The organism is Streptococcus sp. 3874 (genome assembly GCF_013276425.1).
Classification (GTDB): domain Bacteria; phylum Bacillota; class Bacilli; order Lactobacillales; family Streptococcaceae; genus Streptococcus; species Streptococcus pseudopneumoniae.
Map to the genome: position 1 here is coordinate 1 of NZ_VMLA01000162.1, position 1,637 is coordinate 1,637.

At 41.5% G+C, this 1,637-nt stretch carries 1 protein-coding gene; it reads right to left on the reverse strand.

Translation table 11 applies throughout. The features are described from left to right. Positions 1–61: 61 nt before the first annotated feature. Positions 62–1,072 (reverse strand): YeiH family protein, encoded by a 1,011-nt coding sequence (locus HT703_RS11400; RefSeq protein WP_172930102.1) that lies wholly within the window; start codon positions 1,070–1,072, stop codon positions 62–64. Positions 1,073–1,637 lie beyond the last annotated feature (565 nt).

Sequence of the window (1,637 nt, forward strand, 5' to 3'; positions counted from 1 at the left end):
GTCAGTAACATATATACGGCAAGGCGACGTTGATGTGGTTTGAAGAGATTTTCGAAGAGTATTAGAAAATGCCGATAAGGGTCTGCATACCAAGAGTGGTGAGGATGATGGCAATCCAGCAGATGGCTCCAAGAAGAATGGATTTTCCACTGGATTTGACCATAGCGACCAGATTGGTTTTGAGACCGATAGCACTCATAGCCATGACAATAAGGAATTTAGAGAGTTGTTTGAGAGGGGTAAAGAAACTACTAGACACACCGAGAGAGGTCAGAAGGGTGGTTAGGAGAGAGGCAAGGATAAAGTAAAGGATAAAAAGTGGGAAGACTTTTTTCAGTTGTAGGCTTTGCTTGTTTTCTTGTTGGCGACTTTGCCAGTAGGAGAGAAAGAGCGTGATAGGGATAATAGCCAAAGTACGTGTGAGTTTAACAATGGTTGCAGACTCGAGGGTATTGCTTTGGTAAAGACTGTCCCAAGCGCTGGCGGCAGCCGTTACAGAGGAAGTGTCGTTGACCGCAGTCCCTGCAAAGAGGGCGAAGCCTTCATTGGATAGATGAAGCCAGGTGCCGAGGGTTGGAAAGATGAGCGCAGCCAAGACATTGAAGAAAAAGATAACGGAAATGGCTTGGGCTACTTCCTTTTCCTTAGCATCAATAACGGGCGCTGTCGCAGCAATGGCAGAACCACCACAGATAGAAGAACCTACTCCAACCAAGGTAGCCAGTTTTGTATCCAGTGCAAAGAAGCGCTGGAAGAAGTAGGCAATAATCAGAGCTATTGAAATGGTGGATAGGATGACAGGGAGCGAAGATTGCCCAACTGCGAAGACTTGCGAGATATTGAGACCAAAACCAAGCAAGACAACGGCATACTGGAGCAATTTTTTAGAACTAAAGGTCAATCCAGCATCCAGTTGTTTATAAGACGAGAGAAAGGGATGTAGGAGCATTCCCATGAAAATGGCAAAAACGGGCGCGCCAATAACAGGGAAGAATCCTCCTAAGTACCAAGATACGATAGAAATGAGAAGGCAGGCCAAGATACCTGCTCCATTTTTTGATAGAAATGACATAAAAACCTCCAAATAAAATCTATTACCATTATAGACCTAAAAACAGGAAAAGTAAAATAGAAAGTGGAGCCAACAATTATTTGACAAGTAGTGCTAATTATGTAACAATAATCTTACAAGAACTGTAACGAAGTCTTGGCAAAAACAAAAATACCAGAGCTCCACCTCTGGTATTTCTTTTTGTCCAGTTACATTAAAACTAAACTCAGGTTATATTTTTTTGTCGCGCTTATCTAACCACTTTCTGACTATCCACTCAGAAATGACATTACCGGTAATAGTAATCAGTAATGGTGCTAGAATAGTTGTAACGAAGATTATCAAAACCTCAATACTCTTCGAAAATCTCTTCAAACCACGTCAACGTCGCCTTGCCGTATATATGTGACTGACTTCGTCAGTCTTATCTACAACCTCAAAACAGTGTTTTGAGCAGCTTGCGGCTAGCTTCCTAGTTTGCTATTTGATTTTCATTGAGTATTATTATTTTTTATTCTTTACAGATTCAAAATAGACCTTTATTATTTTTCTAAAAAAGGAAAGCTCTGCGGCCTTCCTTCGTCTT

What these genes read in the sequence shown, in the direction of transcription:
- HT703_RS11400 (WP_172930102.1), bottom strand. Translation starts at nt 1,072, where the DNA reads ATGTCATTTCTATCAAAAAATGGAGCAGGTATCTTGGCCTGCCTTCTC.